This is a genomic window from Youhaiella tibetensis (assembly GCF_008000755.1).
In the GTDB taxonomy this organism is placed as follows: Bacteria; Pseudomonadota; Alphaproteobacteria; order Rhizobiales; family Devosiaceae; genus Paradevosia; species Paradevosia tibetensis.
Genome location: NZ_CP041690.1, coordinates 1,447,817 through 1,469,837, shown reverse-complemented (window position 1 = coordinate 1,469,837; position 22,021 = coordinate 1,447,817). Strand labels below are relative to the sequence as shown.

The window sequence follows — 22,021 nt, the reverse complement described above, 5'->3', positions numbered from 1 at the left end:
CTTCCAGGGCCTTAGGCCCGAAAGAAAACTGACTTTGTTAGTCAAGATAACGGGACATAATGATCAACCGCCGACTTCTGCTCGCTCTTCCGCTGGCCGTGCTCGCATGGGCGCCTGCGGCCCTCGCCCGCGACCTCACCCACGCCATGGGCACGACAACCCTTGCCGATCACCCTGTGCGAATTGTCGCCCTGACCAATGAAGCGACCGAAGACCTGGTGGCCCTGGGCATCGTTCCGGTCGGCGCGGCGCGCTCCGCCAATGCCGATCCGTGGTTCGACCATATAGCGGCGCAGTTGGCCGACACCAAGGTGGTCGGCGAGGAGCTCGCGCCCGAACTCGAAACCATAGCCGCGCTGCAGCCTGACCTCATCCTGGGCAACAAGAAGCGGCACGAGAAAATCTACGACCAGCTATCGGCCATCGCTCCGACGGTGTTCGTGGAGAACATCACCGGACAGTGGAAAGACAACATCAAGGTCTATGCGGATGCCTCTGGACGCAGCGCAGAAGTCGATGCGGCGCTGGCCGACTACGCCCGGCGCGTGGCGGCGATCAAGGATGCCTTGGGCGAACGCAATAAGGAAGTGGTGGGCCTCGTCCGCTTCATTGCCGGGCAGAACTACGCCTACAACAATGACAGCTTCTCGGGCTCCATTCTGCGGGACATCGGGTTCGGCCGCCCCGCAGCGCAGGACAAGCCGGGCCTGGCCGAAAAGATCACAATGGAACGCATCCCGGAACTAGACGGCGACCGGCTGCTGCACTTCAGCTACGAAATCGGTGACGGCGGTGCGACCAAGGAAGCCGAAACGTGGATGGCTTCGCCCCTCTGGGCAGAGTTGAAGGCGGCCAAGGCCAATCAGGTATACGCCGTGTCCGACACGGTCTGGGCCACTGCGGGCGGCATCATGGCGGCCAACCTGGCGCTCGACGATATCGAGAAGATTTACGGCATCGCCTCGACGCGATGATCCGCAAGGACCGGCTGGATCACCGGCCGGCCCTTCGTTTTTCAGACGTGCCCTGCCACCGGCTTGGCGTGGTAGGGCGCTTCCATCTCGGCGACATCCTCGTCGGTCAACTTGACCTCGAGCGCGGCGATCGCATCGGCGAACTGCTCGAGCTTGGAAATGCCCACGATCGGGGCGGTGATGGCCGGGCGTGAGGCTACCCAGGCATAAGCGATCTGCGCCATCGGGCGGCCGTGACGCTCGGCGACGGCGCGGACGGCCGCGATGACGGCATCGTCCTGCGCCTTGCTGCGATCATAGAGCGCGTGGGCGGTCTTGTCGGTCTCGGCGCGCACGGAGGTCTGCCCCTCGTTGCGCTTACCGGCGAGCAGGCCGCGCGCCAGCGGGCTCCACGGAATGACGCCGACGCCTTCGGACAGGCAGAGCGGCAGCATCTCGCGCTCTTCCTCGCGATAGATGAGGTTGTAGTGCGGCTGCATGGAGACGAAGGGCGCCCAGCCGTACTGGCGCTGCAGGCCGATGGCCTTCATGAACTGCCAGGCATGCATCGAGGAAGCGCCGAGGTAACGGACCTTGCCCATGCGCACGACATCGTTGAGGGCATCGAGCGTCTCTTCGAGCGGGGTGCCGTAATCGAAGCGGTGAAGCTGGTAAAGATCAATGTAGTCGGTGCCGAGCCGCTTGAGGCTGCCGTCGACGGCCTCGAAGACGTGCTTGCGCGAGAGACCGCGATCGTTCGGGTCATCGCTCATGGGATTGTAGAGCTTGGTGGCGATGACGGCCTTGTGGCGCGGCAGATGCTCGAGAACCACCTTGCCCACGATCTTCTCGCTGGCGCCGAGCGAATACATATCGGCGGTGTCGAAGAAGTTGATGCCGTATTCGATGGCCTTCTCGATAATCGGGCGCGAGCCGCTTTCGTCGAGCACCCACCTGGACCAGCTGGGTGAACCGAAGGTCATGCAACCCAGTGCAAGCCGCGAGATTTTGAGGCCGGTTCGGCCAAGGTTGACATAGTCCATTAGTACACCTCGTACGCCAGTGATTGTGGTCGTTGCCCCACTGCGTAGCGCACTCAGTCCCGCTTGGAAACCGGTTTAGTGAGCGCCGGCGCTGCCACAATCGTTGATTTCCTTAACTTATCCGCCCAGTTTGTACGCACTTTCTCCACATGAACATTTTTTGCGCTAGCCACTTGCGCACTACGAAACACATGTTACGGTCTTGGTGTACTGGATGGTTAGAACACCCATGTTCCATATGTTCCCGCTGGACGCCACATCGATAGACAAGTCGCTGCCCGTTCCGGTGAGCACGCAGTTGCATGGCCTTTTGAGCTACATCCTTTCGCACGGCGACATGGCGTACGGGACAAAGCTGCCATCGGTGCGCCAGCTTGCGGCCGACCTCAACATCGCCCCGATGACGGTCAGCCAGGTCTATCAGGACCTTCGCGATGCCGGGCTCATCGAGATGAAGCGCGGGCTCGGCGCGTTTACAGCGCGCGATCCGCATGCGCGGCTGCACGAGGACCAACCCATCAACGCGCTGCGCGCCGACATCGATGAGTTGCTGGGCAAGGCCGAGCACCTGGGTGTCTCGCCGATGGCGTTACTGTCGATGGTGACGGCGCAGGTTCAGATGCGCAAGCCGCGCTCGGGGCTCAACATCGTGTTCGTAGGCCTGTTTCCGGGGCCGACGCGGGATTATGTCGAGGAGATCAAGCGCGTGCTGGCGGCCGACGACCAGGTGCGCATGATCATGCTCGAGCAACTCAAGGCGTCACCGGAAGCGCGCGAGCAATGTGCGCGGGCCGATGTCGTGCTCACTTTCGTGCATCGCGAGATGGAGGTGCAGGCGCTGGTGCCCGAGGCGCGGCTGCTGGCCCTGCGATTCATTCCATCCGAGAAGACGCGGCAGGCGCTGGCCAGTCTCGATCCACGCACCAAGATCGCGGCGGTGACGCACTTCAAGGACTTCATCGCGATCATGCGACCCTCGATCCGCGAATTCGCGCCGCACGTGGCGGAAATCAGGGTGACGTGGTCGTCCGCGCCCGACCTCAACCAAACCATCGCCGAATGCGACGTGGTGATCTTCGCCACGGGCGCCGACGAGGTCGCGGGGCTCGCCCGCCCGGGCATGCGGTGCTTCGAATATCGCCATTCGCCCGATCAGGGCGCACTCGAAAACGTGCTGGTCCCCTACCTGGCCCACCTACGCCGCTCCAAGACGGGCGAGGTGGAGAAGGAGCCGACCGGAGCGTTGGTAAGCTAACCAAAACAAACGCTTAAGCGTCACAACTGTTCAACAAGGGATGAACTATGAAGAGACTGCTACTGACTACGAGCGCTGCCATCCTGGCGCTGGCCATGGCCTCGGGGGCTGCCCCGGTGCTGGCGCAGAACGCCAAGGATACCCTGGTGATGGGCATGGACGTCGACGCAGGCACGCTCGATCCGCGCTTGTCGCGTGACACGACCGCCTCGCGCGCCATCGACCTGATCTATTCGGGCCTGGTCCACATCACCCCGAACCTGGCCGCCGTTCCGGACCTGGCCGAAAGCTGGGAAACGCCGGATCCGCAGACCTGGATCTTCCACCTGCGCCCGGACCTCAAGTTCTCGGACGGCTCGCCCCTGACGGCCGATGACGTGGTGTTCACCTTCACCTCGATCATCGACAAGGACTTCAACGCGCCGATGCGCGGACTCTACACCCCGATCGAGAAGATCGAGGCCGTGGACCCGCAGACGGTCAAGTTCTCGCTCTCGGCCCCCTACGCCCCGCTCCTCTCCTACCTCGACATCGGCATCGTCTCGAAGGCCGCCGTCGAAGGCGGCAAGGATATCGGTTCGGAACCGCTCGGCGCCGGGCCGATGAAGCTGGCCGCCTGGAACCGCGGCAGCGACATCCAACTCGAAGCCAACCCGAACTTCTGGGGCGAGCAGCCCAAGATGGCCAAGGTCACGATGAAGATCATCGGCGACAACAGCGCCCGCGCGCAGGCCTTCGAAGCCGGTGACCTCGATGCCATCCAGTCCCCGCTCTCGCCGCAGGACATCCAGCGCCTCGCTTCCGATGATCGCTTCGGCAACGTCATCGAGCCGGGCCTGGGCGTGACCTACATCAACTACAACGTCAAGGACCCGCTGCTGGCCGACGCCAAGATGCGCCAGGCGTTCTCGATGCTGATCGACCAGAACACCATCGTGAACGACATCTACAATGGCGTGGACGCGGTGGCTTCCTCGATCATCCTGCCGTCGTCCTGGGCCTATTCGGCCGACATCAAGCAGCCCACGTTCGACGTCGAAGGCGCCAAGAAGCTCTTCGCCGAGGAAGGCTGGACCGACAGCAACAACGACGGAATCCTCGACAAGGACGGCAACAAGCTGACGGTCACGCTCTCGACCCACAGCGAAGACCCGAACCGCGTGCAGTCGATCGAGTTCATCCAGGCCGTCATGCAGTCGGCCGGCGTTGACGCCCAGGCTCAGATCTCGGACTGGCCGTCGTTCTCGACCAACTACGTCCAGCAGGGCAAGCACCAGATCGCCCTGCTCGGCTGGCTCAACATCGTCGATCCGGATCGTCTGCTGTTCAACCAGCTGACCACCGGCGGCTCGACCAACTGGGGTGGCTATTCCAACCCGCAGGTGGACGAGCTTCTTCAGAAGGGCCGCACCGCGACCGAACAGTCCGAGCGTGCCACCGCCTATCAGGAAGCCGCCAAGATCCTGGCGTTCGACCTGCCGTACTACATCGTGTCTGATCAGGGCTATCAGCTGTTTTACAGCAAGGACATCCCTGTCGAAGTTCAGGCCACCCCACGCGGAAATCTCCGCGGCCTGATCGGCTACAAGGACTAATCTGCTGTGAAGGCCGGCGCGGGCCCAAACGCGCCGGCCACCTTTCTCTTCTTGCCCCGAGCCTTGCCATGACTTTCAAGCAGCGCCTGAGCGCCGAGTACTATTCCCGCGTCCACCGCGATATCCGCGCACGGATGGCCGAAGCCGGGATCGACGTGTTGCTGCTCGATAGCAATGACGACGTGATCTACACGACCGGCTTTTCGCACTACGCGACCGAACGCCCGGTGGTCTTTGCGCTCACGCAGGACAAAGCGCTCATTCTCATTCCCGAACTCGAAAGAACCCATTGCGCCGACCAGAAAGTGGCGGCGGAGCCGGTGGTCTATTTCGAGTTCCCCGGCATCGACAAGCCGTTCGACGTGCTGGCGCGCGCGCTCGGCAACGTGACCGGCACGATCGGGCACAGCGCCGGTATCTCGATGGCGCGCGCCCCGCAGATCGCCGCCGCCTTCCCCAATGCGACCGTCAAGCCCACCACGGTGGTCTCGACGATGCGCCTGACCAAGTATCCCGAGGAAATCGTGCTGCAGCAGGAAGCTGCGCGGATTTCGGACAGCATGGTCGCCGCCGGTGTCGCCATGATTTCGGACGCTTTCCATTCGGGCGGCCAGATGCCGACCGAGATCGAGGTCGAAAGCTACATCATGCGCCATGCGCTCGATGTGATGAACCGCGAGCATGAGGACATCATGCTGGTCCAGGGCATCGCGGGCGGCCTCGTCTATGGCGGGCTCAACTCCGCCTTCCCGCACGGCATGCCGTCGGCCCGCCGCTTCCAGAAGGGCGAAAGCTTCATGCTCTCGCTCGGCTGCCGCGTCGGCGGCCGCGCCGCCGAGAGCGAGCGGACCTTCATCCTGGGCGAGCCGAGCGCCGACCAGGCCAAATACTACACCGTTGCCTATGAAGCCCAGAAGATGGCGACCGAGGCCCTGATCGCTGGCAAGACCTGCGCCTCGGCGGACAACCTCGCGCTTGCCTATATCCGCGAGAGCGGCATGGGCGAGTATTGCTTGCATCGCGTCGGCCACGGCATGGGCGTGATGTTCCACGAGCCGCCGTGGGTCGAAGGCGGCGACGAAACCGTGCTCGTGCCCAACATGGTGTGCTCGACCGAACCGGCGCTTTACGTGCCGGACCTGGGTGGCTTCCGTCTTGCCGATACGGTGCACGTGACGGCGGCCGGCCCCAACAGCCTCACCAAGTACCCGCGCAAGCTCGAAGAGATCGTCATCGCATGATTGCCTATGTGACCCGACGCCTGCTGCTGCTGATCCCGATGGCCATCGGGATGGTTGTGGTGACCTTCGGCCTGCTGCTGCTCATTCCGGGCGATCCAGCCTCTGTGCTGCTTGGACAGGAAGCATCCGCCGACGCCATCGCGAACCTGCGTGCCTCGCTCGGCCTCGACAATCCCTGGTATATCAGGCTCTGGGACTATTTCGCCGCCCTCCTCCATGGGGACATGGGGCGCTCGATCTTCCAGAACCAACCCGTGGCCAGCATCATTGCCGGACGCCTGGGCGCGACCGTCGAACTGGCTGTCGTGGCGCTGCTGCTGGCAACCATCATCGGCATGGTGCTGGGCGTCGTGGCCGCCATGAAGCAGGGGACGTGGGTCGATACCGTCACGATGCTCTTCGCCCAGCTCGGCGTTTCCATGCCGGTCTATTGGCTGAGCCTGCTGCTGATGCTGTTCTTCGCAGTTCAACTCGGCTGGCTGCCCTCCATCGGGCGGGGCGAGCCCCTGCCCTCGGCCATCTGGATGGCGCTGACGGGCAAGCCGCAGGTGCTTTGGGATTCCCTGGCCCATATCATCCTGCCCGCATTGGCGCTGGCGGTGAACTCGGCCGCCATCATCAGCCGGCTCGTGCGCACCTCTATGCTCGAAGTGTTGCGCGAGGATTTCGTGCGCACGGCCTATGCCAAGGGCCTGCGCCGGCCGCGGGTGGTGGTGCGCCATGCGCTGCGCAACGCGCTGCTGCCCGTACTGTCGGTCATCGGCCTGCGCTTTGGTGCCCTGCTGGGCGGCGCGGTGCTGACCGAAAGCATCTTCGCCTGGCCGGGGCTCGGTCAGCTCACGATCTCGGCGATCTCGCAGCGCGACATTCCGCTGATCCAGGGCATCGTGCTGACCTTCGCGATCATCTTCGCGCTGGTCAATCTCATCGTCGATCTACTCTATGCCGCGGTCGATCCGCGCATCAGGCTCGGGTGAAAGCCATGCGCGTTCCTCGCATTCTTCGTAACACCTCGCTTGTCGTCGGGGCGGTCATCACCATCACCATCGTGCTGCTGGCGTTGCTGGCCCCCTACGTGGCGACGCATGGCGTCGAGCAGATGGACATGCGCAATCGCTTCGCCTGGCCAAGCGCCGCCCATTGGCTGGGTACCGACAATTTCGGACGCGATCTCTGGTCGCGCCTTGTCTTCGGCGCGCAGGTATCGCTCTCGATCGCGGTGGTCTCGGTTGGCGGCGCGGCCCTGATCGGCACGACGGTAGGCCTCATCGCCGGCTATTTCGGCGGCTGGATCGACCTGCTGCTGATGCGCATCACCGATATCTTCCTCGGGTTCCCCGCGATCGTGCTGTCGCTGGCCATCGTGGCCGTGATGGGACCGGGCGTCGTCAACGTGGCGCTGGCGCTGATCGTGGTGTTCTGGACCGAATATGCCCGGGTGGTGCGGGCCACCACCCTGGTGCTGCGCGAGCAGAACTACGTGCAGGCGGCCAAGGCGCTCGGGGCGAACCCGATGCGGATCCTCTTCAAGGAAATCCTGCCGAACGCACTGGGCCCGATCATCGTCCTGGCCTCGCTGGGCCTGGGCACCGCGATCATCGCGGAATCGGCCCTCTCGTTCCTGGGCTTCGGCCTTCCTCCCCCGACCCCGACCTGGGGCTGGACCCTCGCTTACGGCACGCGCTTCATGCGTGACGAGCCGTGGCTGGCAATCGTTTCGGGCGCGACGATCATGATCACCGTGCTCGGATTCAATCTCCTCGGCGACGGCCTGCGCGACATCCTCGATCCGCGCCAGCTCTCGCGCGGCGGCAACGCCAAACGATAAAATTTGACTGAAAAAGGACTATAGAATGGTCAAGGCGATCAACAAGTTACGGCACAAGTTCACCACCCATGCGGATGGCAGCGACGCCCTGCTTTTCGTGCATGAACTGGTGGGTGAGCAGGATGGCCCGACCATCGGCATTTCCGGTTCGATCCACGGCAACGAAAATGCCGGCTCGCAGACGATCCTCGAACTCTTCCGCGCCATCAAGGATATGCCGCTCAAGGGCCGCATCCTCCTGCTGCCGGTTGCCAATCCGCGGGCCTTCGCGGTCAACCACCGCTTCACGCCGCTCGACGAGCTCAACCTCAACCGCGAGTTCCCCGGCAGCCCGCGCGGCAACTACACCCAGCAGCTCGCCGATGCGCTGGCCAACAACTACTTCAACGAGCTCGACTACCATATCGACCTGCACTCGGGCACCGATCGTCCGACGGTGGACTATGTCTACATCTGGAACGACGAACCGCTGTCGCGCGCCTTCGGCTCCAAGTGCCTCTACCGCCCGGTCGAGGGCAAGGAAGGCACGGTCTATGCTGGCACCACCAAGTCGGTGACCATGGACCGCCATGGCACCAAGGTGGTTACGGTCGAACTGGGCGGCGGCATCGTCGACCAAGGACCGTATGTCGAGCGCACGCTCAATGGCCTTCTCAACATGCTGCGGCACCTGGGCGTGATCGAGGGTGAGGTCAAGCCGAACCCGAAGCAGATCGTGGTGACCGAGCTCGTCGGGATTCGTCCGAAGCACGGCGGCTGGCTCGAGCCCCTGTGCCCCGCCAATGGCGAAGTGATCAAGGGCGGCCAGCTTCTCGGCCGCGTCGTCAGCCCCTACGACTTCGAAGTGATCGAAGAGATCCCAACCCCGTTCGAGAACGGCGTGATGATCATGCAGCACCTGACGCGCAACGTCGTCGAGGCCGGTGACTACGGCTTCATGGTTGGCAACCTCGAAGGCGCCACCGACTAAGTGAGAGAACACGGAACCACGCAGATGACCGCTCAAATCCACAACCAGGATCGGGCCCCGGTGCTCGCCGTCGAAGGACTCAATGTCCGCATCGCCAGCGAGAACGGACCGTTTGCGGTGGTCTCCGACATGAGCTTGTCCGTCGCCGCCGGTGAAACCGTTTGCATCGTTGGCGAATCCGGTTGCGGTAAATCCATGACCGCCCTGGCGCTGCTTCGCCTCCTCCCTGAGGCAGCGTCAGTGGCGGCGGGCAAGATCGAGATCGACGGCCAGGACTTCCTGGCCATGGGCCAGCACCAGGTGGAAGATTATCGCGGCGAAAAGATCGCCATGATCTTCCAGGAGCCGCTGACGGCGCTCAACCCGGTGCTGACCATCGGCGAGCAGATCGCCGAAGGCGTGCGCCAGCACCGCAAGGTGGGCAAAAAGGAAGCCTGGGGGCGGGCCGTGGAAGTCTTGAAGCTCGTACAGATGCCCGACCCGGCGCGCCGGGCCACGCAATATCCGCATGAACTCTCGGGCGGCATGCGCCAGCGCGCCATGATCGCCCTGGCGCTGGCATGCGAGCCGCGCATCATCGTGGCGGACGAGCCGACGACGGCGCTCGACGTGACCATACAGGCGCAGATCCTCGGGCTCATCAAGGACCTGCAGACCCGGCTGGGCACGGCGCAGGTGCTGATTACCCACGACCTGGGTGTGGTGGCGGAAGTCGCCGACCGTGTGATCGTCATGTATGCGGGGCGCAAGGTCGAGGAGGCCTCGGTCTATGAGCTCTTCGACAACCCCATCCATCCCTATACGCGCGGCCTGATGGGCGCCATTCCGCGCGGGCAGAGCGCGGACCGCCTGACCGACATCGCGGGCACCGTACCGCCGCTCTGGAACCTGCCCAAGGGCTGCGCCTTCGCGCCGCGCTGCCCGGGCGCCTCGGCGCGCTGCCGCGAGGAGCGTCCGCCGTTCGAAGAGAAATCACCCGGCCACTTCGCCGCCTGCTGGGAGCACGACAATGTCTGAGGCCGCCGCTCCGCTCCTCAAGGTCGAAGGGCTGAAAGTTCACTTTCCGATCCGCAAGGGCGTGCTGCAAAGGCAGGTCGGCGCGGTCAAGGCCGTCGATGGCGTGGATTTCACGCTCGGGCGCGGCGAGACGCTCAGCCTGGTCGGCGAAAGCGGGTGCGGTAAGTCGACGACGGGCCTGGCGCTGATGGGGCTGGTCAAGGCCACCGAAGGCTCGGTGTCGTTCGATGGGCAGACGGTGGGGAGCTTCCACGGCGCGACGCTGCGCAATTATCGCAAGCGCATGCAGATCGTGTTCCAGGACCCGTTCTCCTCGCTCAATCCGCGTCAGCGCGTGCGCGACATCATCCGGGCGCCGCTCGACATCCACAATGTGGGGACGATGGCCGAGCGAAAGGAGCTCGTGTCCGAGCTCATGGCCCGCGTAGGCCTGCGGCCGGACCAGGCGGACAATTTCGCCCACCAGTTCTCTGGAGGCCAGCGCCAGCGCATCGGCATCGCCCGGGCGCTGGCGCTCAAGCCGGACATCATCGTGTGCGACGAGCCGGTGTCGGCGCTGGACGTTTCGGTGCAGGCGCAGATTCTCAACCTGCTGGCGGACCTGCAGCGCGACCTTGGGGTGTCGTATCTCTTCATCTCGCACGACCTGGGCGTGGTGGAGCACATCTCGCACCAGGTAGCGGTGATGTATCTGGGCAAGATCGTGGAGCTGGCGCCCAAGGCGGCGATTTTCGCTTCGCCGACCCATCCGTATTCCGAGCTGCTGATGAAATCGGCGCCCTCGCTCGACCCGCGTAACCGGCATACGTTCGAAGCGCGGAACGACGACATTCCGAGTGCGACGAACAAGCCGAGCGGATGCCCCTTTCACACGCGGTGCCCGCTGGCGACGGACGAGTGCAAGCGCATCGAGCCGGCTCTCACGGCGCGAGCCGATGGGCGGTTGGTGGCGTGCCATCATCGGTGAGTTTGGCGTTTCCCTCCCAGCCTCCCCCGCAAGGGAGGTGCTGACCGTGGTTGTCGAGCGCCCCATGCGCCAGCAACACGATCGAAACACCTCCCCGCTTGCGGGGAGGCTGGGAGGGGAAACGCCAATATCCCAGTGCCAGTCACTCCCACCCTTGTTCCCTCCCCACAAGGGGGAGGGAGATCTGCCTGCTCAATCATGCCCCATCGCGTCCTCCCCCTTGTGGGGAGGGATTGAGGGTGGGGGTAGACCCCAGACTCGAACTTTCAATCCCTGAATCCCCTCAATCCCTTAGGTGAATAATGTCATCCACTCTCTTTACCGGCGGCCGGGTGCTGGATGCCGAAGCTGGCGTTTTGCGTGAAGGACTTGATGTTTTGATTCAGGACGGCACCATCCGTGCCGTGGGCCAGAACCTCTCCGCCGATGCCCGCAAGATCGACCTCGACGGCAAGACGCTGATGCCCGGGCTTATCGACTGCCATGTGCATGTCGTGGCCGAGACGCTGAACCTCTGGTCCAACATCATCGCGCCGACCTCACTGGCGGCATTGCGCTCGGCGCGGGTGATGGAGGAGGCGCTGCAGCGCGGCTTCACCACGCTGCGCGATCTGGGCGGTGCCGACGTCGGGCTCGTGCAGGGCGTCGAGGACGGGCTGATCGACGGGCCTCGGTTGGTGATCTGCGGCAAGGGACTAACGGTGACCGGCGGCCATGCGGACCTGCGGCCGCGAACCGATGACCGCCCGACCATGATGCATGAGCGGTTGGGCTCGATGGGCTATGTCGTCGATGGCGTCGATGAGTGCCGCAAGGTCACCCGCGAGATGATCAAGGGCGGCGCCAAGTTCATCAAGATCATGGCCAATGGCGGCGTGTCTTCCCCGAACGATCCGATCGAATCCATTCAGTTCTCGCGCGACGAAATCCTGGCCATGGTCGAGGAAGCCGAGAATGCCGGAATCTACGTGGCGGCTCACGTCTATACCGATGCCGCCATACGCCGCTGCGCCGAGCTGGGCGTGCGCTCGCTCGAGCATTGCAACCTGATCTCGCCGGAGACAGCCAAGATTGCGGCGGACAAGGGTTGCATCGCGGTGCCGACGCTTGTCGCCTACGAAGCCCTGCACCTTGAAGGCAAGCGGTTCGGGTTCGGGGAGACCGAGTTCGCCAAGATCGACACTGTCCGCAGGGGTGGGCTCGCTTCGCTCGAGATCATGCGCGATGCCGGGCTGCCGATGGCGTTCGGCTCTGACCTGCTGGGCGAGCTGCGATCGTACCACTGCATGGAGTTCGAGCTGTTGGCGAAAGTGCTGACGCCGGCGGAAATCCTGCGGTCCGTGACGACGGTAGGGGCAGAGCTTTGCCAGATGACGGGCGAGATCGGCGTCGTGGCCGAGGGCGCCAAGGCGGATCTGATCGTGGTGGATGGCAATCCGCTCGAGGATGTCTCGGTGCTGATGGGCGATGGCGCCCGCATTCCGCTGATCATGCGGGACGGGAAGGTATTCAAGGACGCGCTGAACTGAGGGCTGGGTTTGGGGTGCCCTACCCCCAACCTCTTTCCCCCGGCGAAGGCGGGGGTCCAATCGCGCGCCTGGTGTGGTGGAGAGACTCTCCGGCCCCCGCCTTCGCTGGGGAAGAGAGATATAGGTAAATTCCCCTACCCTCGCTCCCGTGCCCTCAGCCGACGAGTTGGCGAAGGGCGGCGAGGTCGACGTGGGTCTTGGAAGCCAGGGTCCCGTCGTAGACGCGGATCGTCGAGCCGGGTTCGCCCAGCGAGTTGACAACGAGCGCCGCCGGGCCGAAGCGGTGGTGGCTGGTGTAGATCGACGGCGTGACCACCGTGCGCAGGCCCGCGCGGGTGGCCGATTCCAGACCAAGCGCCGAGTCCTCGAAGGCGAGGCAGTTTTCGGGCGGCAGGCCGAGCTGGGCCATGGCCTTGAGGTAGACCTCGGGATCGGGCTTGAGGTTGGCGACATCCTCGCCGGTGACCATCACCTCAAAGATGCGGTGGGCCGACCCCATGGTGGCGTGCAGCAGCGCCATGAGGTTTTCGCGGCTGGTGGTGGTGGCGATGGCGAGGCGCAGTCCCGCGTCGCGCGCTTCCATCAGGATGCGGGCAACGCCAGTGCGCAAGCGCACCTCACCGGCGGCCACGGCCTCCGCGTAGTGGCGGTTCTTGGCCTGGTGCAGGGCGGCGATGGCGCCGACGCTGGTGTCGCCGCCGACCGCGGCGAAATAGGCCGCCATCCGCTGCTTGCCGCCGGCTACGCCGAGAAGTTCACGGTATCGATCCTCTGACCATTCGTATGGGAGATCGGCTCCGGCGAAGGCAGCGTTGAATGCCAGTCTGTGCTGCTCTTCGGTTTCTGCCAGGGTCCCATCGACGTCAAAGATCAGAGCTTTGAGCTCAGACATGCGCAGATAGAGCCTCGATGGCGTTCGGGAGATCGGACAGGCGCTCGATTATCGCGCCGGGCTGAAGCGATTCCAGCGGCACGTTGGTGTAGCCGCCCCGGACGCCGACCGAAGCGATGCCGGCAGCCCGTGCGGATTCGATGTCGGCGGGGCTGTCGCCCACCATGATGGTGTCGGCGGTGGTCGCACCCAGCTGCGCCACCGCGTGGAGGAGCATGTCGGGCTCGGGCTTGCGCGGCAGGCCGCTGTCGCCGATGACGAGGTCGAAATCCGCGCTGAGGCCGAAGGCGCTGAGAACGGTTTCAGTGGCGAGCTGGGGCTTGTTGGTGACCACGGCAAGCTTGGTGCCGAGAGCGCGGTAGTGAGCCAGGATTTCGCGGGCGCCGTCGTGAACGGTGGTGAGCACCGTGAGGTTTTCCGCGTAGATCCCCGACATGATCGAGGTCTTGTAGTCGAGCGCCCCGTCATCGAGCTCCTGACCGCGAGCGGCGAAAACGCGCTTGGTCAGCATGCGGATGCCGTGGCCGATCATGGCGCGGACTTCGTCCACGGTGAGCGGATTGAGGCCCTCGCGAGCCAGCATCTGATTGGCGGATGCAGCGATATCGGGGACGGAATCGATCAGCGTTCCGTCCAGATCGAAGAGAATCACGCGCGGCCAGGCGGCAGCGGCTTTCTCGGCCTCGTCAGGCATGGATTGAGCTTTGTACATCGGTCCTTAGCGGGTCAGGCGGCATGTTGCGCCGCGACTGCCCTTCTAATGGCATCGATGTTGCGGCGATAGTCATCTTTACCGCCTTTGAAGATTGCTGACCCTGCGACCAATACGTCCGCCCCTGCCCCTGCGACCAAAGGCGCGGTTTCCGGCGTGACGCCGCCATCGATCTCGATTTGGATGGGCCGGCGTCCGATCATGGCTTTCACGCGCCGGACCTTTTCGACCACGGCGGGGATGAAGGCCTGGCCGCCGAAGCCCGGGTTTACGGTCATCAGCAGGACGAGATCGAGCCGGTCGAGCACGTATTCGATGACGGTTTCGGGCGTCGAGGGATTGAGCGAGACGCCGGCTTTGCGCCCGAGGTCGCGGATAGCCTGGAGCGAGCGGTCGAGGTGCTTCGTGGCCTCGGCGTGGACGGTTATGATGTCGCCGCCCGCAGCCGAGAAAGCTGCGAGGTAGGGATCGGCGGGCTCGATCATCAGGTGGCAGTCGAAGACCGCCTTGGTGCGTGGGCGCAGCGCCTTGATGACCGGGGGGCCGAAGGTGATGTTGGGGACGAAGTGGCCGTCCATCACGTCGAGATGGATCCAGTCGGCGCCGGCCTCCATCACGTCTTCGACTTCCTCGCCGAGGCGAGAGAAATCGGCCGAGAGGACCGATGGTGCGATGATGAGGCTCACCGTTTCATTCCTTCCGCCGCGAAGATGCGGCTCTTGCGGATGTCGGGCTCGGCAATGGTCGAGAGCGTTTCCGCGCTCATCGGGCCATCGGCGGATTCGAAGAGCCGGTTGGCCTGGCGCAGGCGGGCGCGGTCCAGCGCGTTGCGCAGCGAGCGGGCATTGGCGAAATGCGGCTGGGTGCGGCGGATGGCGATGTATTCGGTGAGGGCTCTGCGGGCGCCTTCATCGAGGTGGTAATGCTGCTGGGCGAGCAGCAGCTCGCTGATCTGGAGCAGTTCGTCGTCGGTATAGTCGGGAAAATCGATGTGGTGAGCGATACGGGAGCGAAAGCCCGGATTGGACTGGTAGAACTTTTCCATGCGGTCGCCATAGCCGGCGACGATGACGACGAGGTCGTCACGCTGGTTCTCCATGACCTGCAGCAGGATTTCGATGGCTTCCGAGCCGTAGTCGCGCTCGTTCTCGGGGCGGAAGAGGTAGTAGGCCTCATCGATGAAGAGGACACCGCCCATGGCTTTCTTGAGGATTTCCTTAGTCTTGGGGGCGGTGTGGCCGATGTACTGGCCGACGAGATCGTCGCGGGTGACCGAGACCAGGTGCCCCTTGCGGATGTAGCCGAGGCGGTGAAGCAGGTTGGCCATGCGCAGGGCCACGGTGGTCTTGCCGGTGCCGGGATTGCCCGTGAAGCTCATGTGGAGCGTCGGGGTTTCCTGGGTGAGGCCGAGGTCGCGGCGGGCCTTGTCTACGAGGAGCAGCGCTGCGGTTTCGCGGATGCGTGTTTTCACCGGGACGAGGCCGACGAGCTCGCGGTCGAGTTCGCGCAGCACTTCGGCGACGCCGGAGTCTTCGAATTCGCGGCGGAGGTCGATCTGGGGCGTGAGTGCGTCCATGGCTTGGTCCTCGGTATGTTCGTGCATTCTTGCGGCGGCCAGGGAAGTTCGGTGGTGGTGGCGAGGCGTCGGGTCGACGCCGCTCGTTTCCGGTCTGTCGGGCGCGCCCGGGGACTGAGGACCCGGGCGCGCCGACTCTTGCGGGGCCGTGAGAGTGATAAGGATTTGGCCCCGCAAAACTGGTCAGAGGTAGCGTTCGCCGGACGGCTTGTCGGTGGCGTAGCTGCGCAGGTGGTAGTGCTGCTGGCGGCCGGGGCCGTTGTCGCGTTCGAGGTGGAAGCCGGGCTCTTCCTTCGGGCGATTGACGATGAAGGAGATGCGGATCGACTCCCAGCCGTGCGAGGCGTCGAAGGCCGAGAGACGGATGTACTTGCCGTCGTGGACCTTCCGGCAGGACTCGAGCTCGAGCATGATTGCCGCGGCGTCGGCGACGTCGAACATCGGCAGGCCCCACATTTCCCAGTAGGTATTGCGGGGGTGCGGATCGTCGGTGAACTCGATGTTCACGGCCCAGCCGTTGTCGATGCAGTACTGGACCTGCGTGCGGATCTGGTCGTCGTTGAAGTCGGGCAGGAAAGAGAACGTGCCTTGGGTAACGCGCATTGAAGATGCTCCTTATTCGGCGGCCGTGGCGACGGGCACGAAATCGGGCGAGTCCGTCGATGTGTAGTCGAAGGTGACGTCGCCCCAGGTATCGAGGGCCTGCTTCAAGGGTAGGCAGTGGCGGGCGGCTTCCTGGAGGATCTGCGGGCCTTCGGCCAGGTAGTCTCGGCCGGAATTGCGGGCGTAGATCATGGCTTCGAGCGCGACGCGGTTGGCGGTGGCGCCGGCCTGGATGCCCATCGGGTGGCCGATGGTGCCGCCGCCGAACTGCAGGATCGTGTCTTCGCCGAGGAGATGGATGAGCTGGTGCATCTGGCCGGCATGGATACCGCCCGAGGCCACGGGCATGAGCTTGTTGAGGCTCGCCCAGTCCTGGTCGAAGAAGACGCCGTGTTCGAGGCGCATCGGGTTAAAGCCCTCGCGGCAGATGTCGTAATAGCCCTTGGTGGTGTTCGGATCGCCTTCGAGCTTGCCGACAACGGTGCCGGCATGGATGTGGTCGACACCGGCCAGGCGCATCCACTTGGCGATGACTCGGAAGGAGACGCCGTGGCTCTTCTGGCGCGTATAGGTGCCGTGGCCGGCGCGGTGGAGGTGCAGGATCATGTCGTTCTTGCGCGCCCACTTGGCCATCGACTGGATGGCGGTGTAGCCGATCACGAGATCGATCATCACGATGCAGGAGCCCAGTTCCTTGGCGAACTCGGCGCGCTCGTACATGGCCTCCATGTCACCGGCCGTGACGTTGAGGTAGGTGCCCTTGATCTCGCCGGTGGCGGCCTCGGCCTTGTTGACGGCTTCCATGCAGTAGAGGAAGCGGTCGCGCCAGTGCATGAACGGCTGGCTATTGATGTTCTCGTCGTCCTTGGTGAAATCGAGACCGCCCTTGAGCGCCTCGTAGACGACGCGGCCGTAGTTGCGTCCGGAGAGGCCGAGCTTGGGCTTGACGGTGGCGCCGAGCAGCGGGCGGCCGAACTTGTCGAGGCGTTCGCGCTCGACGACGATGCCGGTGGCCGGGCCCTGGAAAGTCTTCACATAGGCGACGGGGAAACGCATGTCCTCGAGGCGCAGGGCCTTGAGCGGCTTGAAGCCGAAGACGTTGCCGATGATCGAGGCCGAGAGGTTGGCGATCGAGCCGGGTTCGAAGAGATCGAGATCGTAGGCGATGTAGGCGAAGTACTGGCCGGGGGCGTTGGGAACTTCGTCCACGCGATATGCCTTGGCGCGATACTTCTCGGTCGCGGTCAGGCGGTCGGTCCAGACGACGGTCCAGGTAGCGGTGGAGGATTCACCGGCGACGGCGGCAGCGGCTTCGATGGGGTCGACGCCGTCCTGCGGGGTGATGCGGAAGAGCGCGATGACATCCGTGTCCTTCGGCTCGTAATCGGGCTCCCAATAGCCCATCTTCCGGTATTCCATGACGCCGGACTTGTAGCGGTCCTTGCCCCTGACGGTCTTTGCGGCGGTATCCATGACGGTTCCTTTCAAAAATCTCGTGGTGTTCAGGCGGCGTGCTGGGCCGAGGTCTTGGGGTCGAGCGCACCCGAGGCGTAGCGCTTGGCCATCTGGCTGAGGGGAATGACCTTGATGCGCGAGGCATTGCCGGCGGTGCCGAAGGCCTCGAAGCGCTGGCGGCAGACGCTGCGCATGGCGTCCATGGCTGGCTTGTAGAATTTGCGCGGATCGAACTCGGCTGGATCGGTGACGGCGACCTTGCGCATGGCGGCGGTGGCGGCGAGGCGCAGGTCGGTGTCGATGTTGATCTTGCGGACGCCGTGCTTGATGCCCCGCACGATCTCGTCGACCGGCACGCCCCAGGTCTCGCGCATGTCGCCGCCATGGGCATTGAAGACTTCCTGCCACTCCTTGGGAACGGAGGACGAGCCGTGCATGACCAGGTGCGTGTTGGGCAGCACCTGGTGGAGCTTTTCGATGATCTCCATGGCCAGCACTTCGCCGGTAGGCTCGCGGGTGAACTTGTAGGCGCCGTGGCTGGTGCCGATGGCTACGGCCAGCGCATCAACCTTGGTTTCGGAGACGAAGCGGCGAGCTTCCTCGGGATCGGTCACCAGCATGTGGCGCTCGAGCTTGCCCTCGAAGCCGTGGCCGTCCTCGGCGTCCCCTTCCCCGGTTTCGAGGCTGCCGAGGACACCGATCTCGCCTTCGACCGAAGCGCCGACCATGTGGGCGAGGCGCGCGACTTCAGCGGTGATGCCGACATTGTAATCGTAGTCGGACGGGGTCCTGGCGTCTTCCTTGAGCGAGCCGTCCATCATCACGGAGGTATAGCCGTGCTGGATGGCCGACAGGCACGTGGCGACGTTGTTGCCGTGGTCCTGGTGCATGCAGAGCGGAATGTCGGGGTACATCTCTTCGAGCGCATCGATGATGCGGCCAAGCATGATGTCGCCGGCATAGGAACGAGCGCCGCGCGAGGCCTGGAGGATGACGGGAGAATCCACGTCCTTGGCCGCTTCCATCACGGCCAGCCCCTGCTCCATGTTGTTGATGTTAAAGGCGGGGACGCCGTAGCCGTGCTCGGCGGCGTGATCGAGAAGCTGGCGCAGGGTGATGCGAGCCATCAGGTGTTCTCCAAAGCGGATGCGGGTGCGGCGAGCGCGGCAATGCCGGGCAGTTCCTTGCCCTCGAGCCATTCGAGGAAGGCGCCGCCGGCGGTCGAGAGGTAGGTGAAGCGATCGGCCACCCCGGCAGCGCCGAGAGCCGCGGCCGTATCGCCGCCACCGGCGACGGAAAGCAGGCGACCGGCCGCTGTGAGGTCGGCAGCCGCCTGGGCCAGCGCGAAAGTCGCCTGGCCAAAGGGTTCCATCTCGAAGGCGCCCAGGGGACCATTCCAGAGCAGGGTGCGGCTGCGCTCGAGCACGCCAAGGGCGCGGTCGAGCGAGGCCGGGCCGAGGTCGAGGGCCATGGCGTCCGAGGGGATGGCGGAAACAGATGCGACTTCGCTGGCCGCATGCGGAGCGAAGTCGCGAGCAACCACGACATCCTGGGGAAGGATGACTTCGCAGTTGTTTCGTTGCGCCTCGACCAGCACGCGACGCGCGGTGGCGATGGCATTGGGTTCGTGGAGCGAGCGGCCGACATCATGGCCGAAGGCGGCGAGGAACGTGTTGGCCATGCCACCGCCGATGATGAGGAAATCCACCTTGGTGACGATGTTGCGCAGGATATCGATCTTGGTCGAAACCTTGGCGCCACCGACGACGGCGGCCACGGGGCGATCGGGATCTTCGAGCGCCAGGGTCAGCGCCTCGACCTCGGCCAGCAGCGAGGGACCGGCATAAGAGGGCATGAGGCGCGTGATGGCGTGGGTAGAGGCATGTGCGCGGTGAGAGCACGAAAAGGCATCGTTGACGAAGATGTCGCCGTTGACCGAGAGCATGAGCGCGAAGCTGCGGTCGTTGGCCTCCTCGCCTTCGTGGAAGCGCAGGTTCTCGAGCATGGCGACCGAGCCCGGCGCGAGCGAGCGGCTGACGGATTCAGCGGCCCCGCCGATGCAATCGGGGACGAAGCGGACGGGGGTGTCGAGCTCCCGGGCGAGGGCATTGGCCACAGGCGCCAGGGAGTGAACCGGATTGACCTGGCCGTTGGGCCGGCCGAGGTGCGACATCACCACCACCCTGGCGCCGCGCTGCTGGAGGGCGGCGACGGTTGGCGCGAAGCGGATGATGCGGGTGGCATCGGTTACCGCGCCATGATGCATGGGGACGTTGAGGTCGGCGCGGACGAGCACCGTGCGGCCGGCAACGTCGGCATCTCGGATATCGGGGAGCATGGTGGCGTTCATGGCCGCCCCCTCACGCCGCCCGCCGCTTGCGCTCGATGAGCTGCAAGATGAGCGGGGTCAGGATGAGCTGCATGGCCAGGTCGAGCTTGTTGCCGGGCACGACGATGGAATTGGGCCGCGACATGAAGCTGTCGTGGATCATCGAGAGCAGATACGGAAAATCGATGCCACGCGGGTTGGCGAAGCGGATGACCAGCATCGATTCATCGGGCGTGGGGATCCAGCGCGCGATGAAGGGGTTGGACGTGTCCACGATCGGGACGCGCTGGAAGTTGATGTTGGTCTGGGTGAACTGGGGCGTGATGTAGCGGACGTAGTCCGGCATGCGCCGCAGGATGGTATCCATTACCGCTTCGGCGGAGTAACCACGCGTCGCCCGGTCGCGATGGATCTTCTGGATCCATTCGAGATTGATCACGGGGACGACGCCAATCTTGAGGTCGGCATAGCGCGGCAAGTTGACCGTATCGGTCACCGCGCATCCGTGCAGGCCCTCGTAGAACAGCAGGTCGCTCTCATCGAACTCGCGCCAGGGCGAGAAATTGCCGGCGGGAACTCCGAAATCCTTGGCCTCGTCATCGTCGTGGATGTAGGTGCGGGTGCGGCCGGTGCCGGACTGGGCGTATTCGGCGAAGATGGATTCGAGCGTTTCTAGCTCGTTGGCATCGGGGTGGAAGTGGGTGAAGTTGGGGTTGCCGCGCTTCTCCTCCTCGGCAATCCTGGTCTTCATATCCACCCGGTTGTAGCGGTGGAACGCGTCGCCTTCGATGAAGGCAGCGCCGATGTTCTCCCTCCGGAAAATCAGCTCGAAGATGCGCTTGACCGACGTAGTGCCGGCGCCCGACGAGCCCGTGATCGATATGATCGGATGCAGTTGCGACAAGTTCCCCTCCCCCGCGACCTATGACCGGAACAAACCGCGATGCCCGAAGAGCGGCGAGCGCCCTCCGATCTGGTCTGCCTCGGCGTGGTAGTGCTCGATGCGCGTGACCTCGGAGGCCGACCCGAAGACCAGCGGCACGCGCTGGTGGAGCGCGGTGGGCTGGATTTCTAGGGTGCGGGTCACGCAATCGGTCGCCAGGCCCCCCGCCTGTTCAACCAGCATCGCAATCGGATTGGCTTCGTAGAGCAGCCGCAGGCGTCCCCTGCCGTAGCCCTTGCGGCTATCGCCGGGATAAAGGAACACGCCGCCGCGGATGAGGATGCGGTAGGTGTCGGCCACGAGCGAGGCGATCCAGCGCATGTTGTAGTCGCGGGCATGGGCGCCGGCTGAACCGCTCAGGCACTCATCGATGTAAAGCCGGACCGGTGCATCCCAGTGACGATAGTTTGAGGCGTTGATGGCGAATTCGGAGGCCTTGTGCGCAACCTGAACGTCGCGATAGGCCTCAACGAAGGTGTTCTGGCGCGGCGAATAGACGAAGATGTGGGTGCCGGCGCGCAGGGTCAGGACCAGCGCGAGCTGCGGACCGTAGACGAAAAAGCCCGCAGCCAGTTGGGAGCTACCCGGCTGCAGGAACGTCTCCATGCCGCTTCCCTCCAGCGGCCGCACCACCGGCAGCAGGGAGAAGATCGAGCCGACCGAGACGTTAGTTTCGATATTTGACGACCCGTCGAGCGGGTCGATGGCAATGGCGATTGGGGCCTCGCGGTCGAGGACGACCGGGTTTTCCAGTTCCTCTGACGCAAAGAGCGCGACCGGCGCGCCGGCCATGGCGTTGAGGAAGATTTCGTCGGCGAGGACATCGAGGTCCTTCTGCACGTCGCCGCCCGCATTGGTGGCGGCGATGCCGGCGAAGGCATTGCCCAGGGCGCCCAGGTTGATGGCCTCGCGCACCTCGACGGCGGCACCGGCCAGCTTGCGGACGACATCGGCAACGGCCAGGCAGTCGGCAGACGAGGTGCTGACAAAGGCGTTGAGATGGTCGTCCAGCGTCGGCGCGGGCATTGGCTGTTCCTCCAAGCCGCCTGGCCAGTCTTGGGGCCGGTCTCAAGCGGTGAGTTCAGACGAACAGCCAATCGGGTTGGCGTAAAA

At 64.4% G+C, this 22,021-nt stretch carries 21 protein-coding genes; 10 read left to right on the top strand and 11 right to left on the bottom strand.

The features are described 5' to 3' along the window. Positions 1–59 precede the first annotated feature (59 nt). Positions 60–974, top strand: coding sequence for an ABC transporter substrate-binding protein (locus tag FNA67_RS07155; RefSeq protein ID WP_147655539.1), 915 nt, complete (start codon positions 60–62; stop codon positions 972–974). A 41-nt stretch (positions 975–1,015) separates the two neighbouring features. On the opposite strand, the gene FNA67_RS07150 is transcribed toward FNA67_RS07155, so the two are convergent. After that, a complete protein-coding gene (locus FNA67_RS07150; RefSeq protein WP_147655538.1) occupies positions 1,016–1,996 on the bottom strand; it encodes an aldo/keto reductase in 981 nt (326 codons plus the stop codon). 229 nt (positions 1,997–2,225) lie between these two features. Here FNA67_RS07150 and FNA67_RS07145 point away from each other — a divergent pair, with 229 nt between their 5' ends. The 9 genes from FNA67_RS07145 (at position 2,226) to FNA67_RS07105 (ending at position 12,398) form a co-directional block, all read left to right on the top strand. Further along, the gene (locus FNA67_RS07145) at positions 2,226–3,251 is read left to right on the top strand and encodes a GntR family transcriptional regulator (protein WP_244616517.1); all 1,026 of its coding nucleotides are present in this window, start codon (positions 2,226–2,228) and stop codon (positions 3,249–3,251) included. A 47-nt stretch (positions 3,252–3,298) separates the two neighbouring features. After that, positions 3,299–4,846 (top strand): ABC transporter substrate-binding protein, encoded by a 1,548-nt coding sequence (locus FNA67_RS07140; RefSeq protein ID WP_147655537.1) that lies wholly within the window; start codon positions 3,299–3,301, stop codon positions 4,844–4,846. Positions 4,847–4,914: 68 nt separating this feature from the next. Beyond that, positions 4,915–6,087, top strand: coding sequence for a M24 family metallopeptidase (locus tag FNA67_RS07135; RefSeq protein ID WP_147655536.1), 1,173 nt, complete (start codon positions 4,915–4,917; stop codon positions 6,085–6,087). Beyond that, entirely contained in the window at positions 6,084–7,064 is a 981-nt protein-coding gene (locus FNA67_RS07130; RefSeq protein ID WP_147655535.1) for an ABC transporter permease, read from the top strand. The genes FNA67_RS07135 and FNA67_RS07130 overlap by 4 nt, the downstream gene beginning before the upstream one ends. A 5-nt stretch (positions 7,065–7,069) precedes the next feature. Continuing rightward, complete coding sequence (locus FNA67_RS07125) at positions 7,070–7,915, top strand: ABC transporter permease (RefSeq protein WP_049704534.1); 846 nt, start codon at positions 7,070–7,072, stop codon at positions 7,913–7,915. Positions 7,916–7,940: 25 nt separating this feature from the next. Continuing rightward, entirely contained in the window at positions 7,941–8,885 is a 945-nt protein-coding gene (locus FNA67_RS07120) for a succinylglutamate desuccinylase/aspartoacylase family protein (RefSeq protein ID WP_049704533.1), read from the top strand. 24 nt (positions 8,886–8,909) lie between these two features. Further along, positions 8,910–9,902 carry an ABC transporter ATP-binding protein gene (locus FNA67_RS07115; protein ID WP_147655534.1) on the top strand — a complete coding sequence of 331 codons (993 nt, stop codon included), beginning with the start codon at positions 8,910–8,912 and terminating at the stop codon, positions 9,900–9,902. Next, positions 9,895–10,869 (top strand): ABC transporter ATP-binding protein, encoded by a 975-nt coding sequence (locus FNA67_RS07110; RefSeq protein WP_147655533.1) that lies wholly within the window; start codon positions 9,895–9,897, stop codon positions 10,867–10,869. The genes FNA67_RS07115 and FNA67_RS07110 overlap by 8 nt, the downstream gene beginning before the upstream one ends. Positions 10,870–11,171: 302 nt before the next feature. After that, the gene (locus tag FNA67_RS07105; RefSeq protein ID WP_147655532.1) at positions 11,172–12,398 is read left to right on the top strand and encodes a metal-dependent hydrolase family protein; all 1,227 of its coding nucleotides are present in this window, start codon (positions 11,172–11,174) and stop codon (positions 12,396–12,398) included. Positions 12,399–12,552: 154 nt separating this feature from the next. On the opposite strand, the gene FNA67_RS07100 is transcribed toward FNA67_RS07105, so the two are convergent. From FNA67_RS07100 to FNA67_RS07055, 10 genes are all read right to left on the bottom strand, one after another. Then, positions 12,553–13,290, bottom strand: coding sequence for an HAD-IA family hydrolase (locus FNA67_RS07100; protein ID WP_147655531.1), 738 nt, complete (start codon positions 13,288–13,290; stop codon positions 12,553–12,555). Next, positions 13,283–14,002, bottom strand: coding sequence for a phosphoglycolate phosphatase (gene gph / locus FNA67_RS07095; protein ID WP_147655530.1), 720 nt, complete (start codon positions 14,000–14,002; stop codon positions 13,283–13,285). Before gph ends, FNA67_RS07100 begins: the two co-directional genes overlap by 8 nt. 14 nt (positions 14,003–14,016) lie before the next feature. After that, positions 14,017–14,688 carry a ribulose-phosphate 3-epimerase gene (rpe, locus tag FNA67_RS07090; protein WP_147655529.1) on the bottom strand — a complete coding sequence of 224 codons (672 nt, stop codon included), beginning with the start codon at positions 14,686–14,688 and terminating at the stop codon, positions 14,017–14,019. Next, a complete protein-coding gene (gene cbbX, locus FNA67_RS07085; protein ID WP_244616516.1) occupies positions 14,685–15,578 on the bottom strand; it encodes a CbbX protein in 894 nt (297 codons plus the stop codon). The genes rpe and cbbX overlap by 4 nt, the downstream gene beginning before the upstream one ends. 183 nt (positions 15,579–15,761) lie before the next feature. Continuing rightward, complete coding sequence (locus tag FNA67_RS07080) at positions 15,762–16,181, bottom strand: ribulose bisphosphate carboxylase small subunit (RefSeq protein WP_049704525.1); 420 nt, start codon at positions 16,179–16,181, stop codon at positions 15,762–15,764. A 12-nt stretch (positions 16,182–16,193) separates the two neighbouring features. Next, entirely contained in the window at positions 16,194–17,654 is a 1,461-nt protein-coding gene (locus tag FNA67_RS07075; protein ID WP_147655527.1) for a form I ribulose bisphosphate carboxylase large subunit, read from the bottom strand. Between the two features lie 29 nt (positions 17,655–17,683). Further along, a complete protein-coding gene (gene fba / locus FNA67_RS07070; protein ID WP_147655526.1) occupies positions 17,684–18,763 on the bottom strand; it encodes a class II fructose-bisphosphate aldolase in 1,080 nt (359 codons plus the stop codon). Beyond that, positions 18,763–19,986, bottom strand: a complete 1,224-nt coding sequence (locus FNA67_RS07065) for a phosphoglycerate kinase (protein WP_147655525.1) — start codon at positions 19,984–19,986, stop codon at positions 18,763–18,765. Before FNA67_RS07065 ends, fba begins: the two co-directional genes overlap by 1 nt. A 10-nt stretch (positions 19,987–19,996) precedes the next feature. Further along, positions 19,997–20,869, bottom strand: coding sequence for a phosphoribulokinase (locus FNA67_RS07060; protein ID WP_049704521.1), 873 nt, complete (start codon positions 20,867–20,869; stop codon positions 19,997–19,999). Positions 20,870–20,887: 18 nt separating this feature from the next. Continuing rightward, the gene (locus FNA67_RS07055; protein WP_147655524.1) at positions 20,888–21,934 is read right to left on the bottom strand and encodes a class 1 fructose-bisphosphatase; all 1,047 of its coding nucleotides are present in this window, start codon (positions 21,932–21,934) and stop codon (positions 20,888–20,890) included. Positions 21,935–22,021: the final 87 nt, after the last annotated feature.

Excerpts from the sequence above, each read along its gene's own strand:
- FNA67_RS07155 (WP_147655539.1), top strand. The coding sequence starts at position 60 with ATGATCAACCGCCGACTTCTGCTCGCTCTTCCGCTGGCCGTGCTCGCA.
- FNA67_RS07150 (WP_147655538.1), bottom strand. The coding sequence starts at position 1,996 with ATGGACTATGTCAACCTTGGCCGAACCGGCCTCAAAATCTCGCGGCTT.
- FNA67_RS07145 (WP_244616517.1), top strand. The coding sequence starts at position 2,226 with ATGTTCCATATGTTCCCGCTGGACGCCACATCGATAGACAAGTCGCTG.
- FNA67_RS07140 (WP_147655537.1), top strand. The coding sequence starts at position 3,299 with ATGAAGAGACTGCTACTGACTACGAGCGCTGCCATCCTGGCGCTGGCC.
- FNA67_RS07135 (WP_147655536.1), top strand. The coding sequence starts at position 4,915 with ATGACTTTCAAGCAGCGCCTGAGCGCCGAGTACTATTCCCGCGTCCAC.
- FNA67_RS07130 (WP_147655535.1), top strand. The coding sequence starts at position 6,084 with ATGATTGCCTATGTGACCCGACGCCTGCTGCTGCTGATCCCGATGGCC.
- FNA67_RS07125 (WP_049704534.1), top strand. The coding sequence starts at position 7,070 with ATGCGCGTTCCTCGCATTCTTCGTAACACCTCGCTTGTCGTCGGGGCG.
- FNA67_RS07120 (WP_049704533.1), top strand. The coding sequence starts at position 7,941 with ATGGTCAAGGCGATCAACAAGTTACGGCACAAGTTCACCACCCATGCG.
- FNA67_RS07115 (WP_147655534.1), top strand. The coding sequence starts at position 8,910 with ATGACCGCTCAAATCCACAACCAGGATCGGGCCCCGGTGCTCGCCGTC.
- FNA67_RS07110 (WP_147655533.1), top strand. The coding sequence starts at position 9,895 with ATGTCTGAGGCCGCCGCTCCGCTCCTCAAGGTCGAAGGGCTGAAAGTT.
- FNA67_RS07105 (WP_147655532.1), top strand. The coding sequence starts at position 11,172 with ATGTCATCCACTCTCTTTACCGGCGGCCGGGTGCTGGATGCCGAAGCT.
- FNA67_RS07100 (WP_147655531.1), bottom strand. The coding sequence starts at position 13,290 with ATGTCTGAGCTCAAAGCTCTGATCTTTGACGTCGATGGGACCCTGGCA.
- gph (WP_147655530.1), bottom strand. The coding sequence starts at position 14,002 with ATGTACAAAGCTCAATCCATGCCTGACGAGGCCGAGAAAGCCGCTGCC.
- cbbX (WP_244616516.1), bottom strand. The coding sequence starts at position 15,578 with ATGGACGCACTCACGCCCCAGATCGACCTCCGCCGCGAATTCGAAGAC.
- FNA67_RS07080 (WP_049704525.1), bottom strand. The coding sequence starts at position 16,181 with ATGCGCGTTACCCAAGGCACGTTCTCTTTCCTGCCCGACTTCAACGAC.
- FNA67_RS07075 (WP_147655527.1), bottom strand. The coding sequence starts at position 17,654 with ATGGATACCGCCGCAAAGACCGTCAGGGGCAAGGACCGCTACAAGTCC.
- fba (WP_147655526.1), bottom strand. The coding sequence starts at position 18,763 with ATGGCTCGCATCACCCTGCGCCAGCTTCTCGATCACGCCGCCGAGCAC.
- FNA67_RS07065 (WP_147655525.1), bottom strand. The coding sequence starts at position 19,986 with ATGAACGCCACCATGCTCCCCGATATCCGAGATGCCGACGTTGCCGGC.
- FNA67_RS07055 (WP_147655524.1), bottom strand. The coding sequence starts at position 21,934 with ATGCCCGCGCCGACGCTGGACGACCATCTCAACGCCTTTGTCAGCACC.